The following is a 2390-nucleotide window of genomic DNA, read 5'->3' as shown; positions in this document are numbered from 1 at the left end:
TTCAGTAATCCCCGCGAGGCCATGGCTGCCCTGCAGGGCGACCTGGAAACCATCAAGACCGACTGCGGCATCCTAGGTGCCGGCGCCGGCAAGATTCCGTTCATCTGTTTCGACCTGGCCGGCGGCGCCAATATTGCCGGCTCCAATGTGCTGGTGGGCGGCCAGGGCGGGCAACTGGATTTTCTCAGCAGTGCCGGCTACTCGAAACTGGGCCTGCCAGGCGATATGGCGCCCAACAATAACCCCGGCGTAGTCAACACCGACCTGGGGCTGGCCTTTCACAGTGACTCGCCCTTCCTGCGCGGCATCCAGGAAAGAGCCCCCGGCGCCATGGGCAACGTGAATGGCTGCGTGATTCCTGCGCGCTCCGAAAACGACACGGCCAATAATCCCCACAACCCCATGTACGGCATTTTCAATGCCGGCGCCGATGGCGAACTGCTGTCGCTGATCGGGTCTCGCAGCTCATTGTCCGGCGGTAACTCCATGTCGCCGGACGGTTCCATCATCGCCTCCGCCCGCCCCACCAAGGTGGACCGAGGCACCGACGTGACCGGCCTGGTGGACACCGGCAAGCTGGTGGGAATGCTGTCCAAGGACGATGCCGTGTCGGTGATGGAATCCATTGCTCGCATCAGCCACAAGCGCATCGATCGTATCAATAGCGGCCTCAGCGACGCCAACCGCCGCGCTAATTTGCGCGACTTGCTGCGTTGCGGCTATGTGGAAGCCGCCGATATTACCGACCGCTATGGCAATCCCTCTGCCCTGAATATTCGTGAGGACACGGACATCCTCAGCATCTTTTCCGAGTCAGAGTTGAATGATCGGGAGTTCGAAAAAACCGCCTCCATCATGAAGCTGGTGGTCAACGGCTACGCCGGCGCCGGCTGTATTTCCATGGGCGGCTTCGATTACCACACCGGCGAACGGGGCACCGGCGAACAACGGGACCTGCGCGCCGGGCGCTGCATGGGCGCCTGCCTGGAATACGCCCGCCGCCGCAACATGCCGCTGATGATGTACGTATTCAGCGATGGCTCCGTGTCCAGCAACGGGCGCATTGATGACTCCGCCAACGGCCGCGGCAAAGGCGAGTGGACCGGTGACAATTCCTCCACCGCCGCCTCGTTCTTTCTGGTCTACAACCCCAACGGTCGCCCGACCCTGAACACCAACGGCGCCAGCGCCGAAAACCATCAGCAACTGGGCTGGATGCGCAGCGATGCCTCGGTGGAAACCGCCGGCACCCCGGCAGCCAACAACGTGAACCTGCTGGCGGAAACCGTGTGGCTGAACTACATGGCCCTGCACGGTGAGCTGGGCGAATTCAGCGCCCGCTTCCCCAATCACAGCCTGGGCAACGCCGCTTCGCTGGACAAACTGGCCGCCTTCAACCCCATCGTCAGCGGTCCGGTTTTCCCGCCGCCAGCATGAGCCCACCTGTCGGGGCAGCACAGGGCGGCCCCGGCAGGTACACTGCTGTCACCCTCCTTTGCTGACAACCTGAAGACGACTGCCATGGTTTCGCTGCTCCCCGCTGCCCGCCTGATCACATTGATCACACCTGCCCTGCTCCTGCTGGCCATGCCGGCACAGGCGCGCTGGCAACAACAGGATTGGGATGTAATGGGCACCCGGGCCAGCGTCACGCTGTGGTCCGAGCAGGATGCGGCGCTCTTGTTCGACGCGCTGGAAGAAGAAATGGCGCGCTTGAATGCCTTGCTGTCGCCCTGGGTCGAAAGCAGCGAACTGGCCCGGGTCAACGCCCATGCCGGCGAGACAACACAAACCATCAGCGTGGAATTTTATCAGCTGCTGGCGCGCTCTCTGGATTACTACCAACTCACCGATGGCGCCTTCGATATTACCTTTGCCAGTGCCGGGCACCTGTACGATTACCGCGATGGCAAGGCGCCGGACGATACCGAGCTGGCCGCCGCGAGTCAGCATATCGGTGCCGACCGCATTGAACTGACCGCACCGGACAAGGTCCGCTTCCGTGACCCCGGCACCCGTATTGACCTGGGCGGCATCGCCAAGGGGTACGCGATTGATCAGGGCATCGCCTTGTTGAAAGAGGCGGGCATCGAGCACGCCTACCTGTCACTGGGCGGGGACAGCTATGTACTGGGGGATCATCGGGGTCGCCCGTGGGAAGTGGGAATTCAACATCCACGCAGCAAACAGGACATCGCCATGAGGCTACCCATGGCCGACCTGGCCATGTCCACCTCAGGGGATTATCAGCGTTACTTCATCCAGGACGGCCGCCGCATTCACCACATCCTGTCGCCGAAAACCGGAAAAAGCATCGATGGGCTGGCCAGCGTGACCGTGTTGTGTGACAACAGCATTGATGCCGACGCCCTCTCCACCAGCGTCTTTGT

At 62.2% G+C, this 2390-nt stretch carries 2 protein-coding genes; both read left to right on the top strand.

The features are described from left to right. A partial coding sequence (locus A3754_RS27790) for a hypothetical protein (RefSeq protein ID WP_063520547.1) occupies positions 1–1437 on the top strand: 1437 nt, incomplete at its 5' end. 84 nt (positions 1438–1521) lie between these two features. After that, the coding region (locus A3754_RS16295) for an FAD:protein FMN transferase (protein WP_063520546.1) at positions 1522–2390 on the top strand (869 nt) is incomplete at its 3' end.

The sequence above is a fragment of the Alcanivorax sp. HI0083 genome (assembly GCF_001635175.1).
Note: the sequence above shows the minus strand (reverse complement) of the source record. Positions and strands in the feature narration are given on the sequence as shown.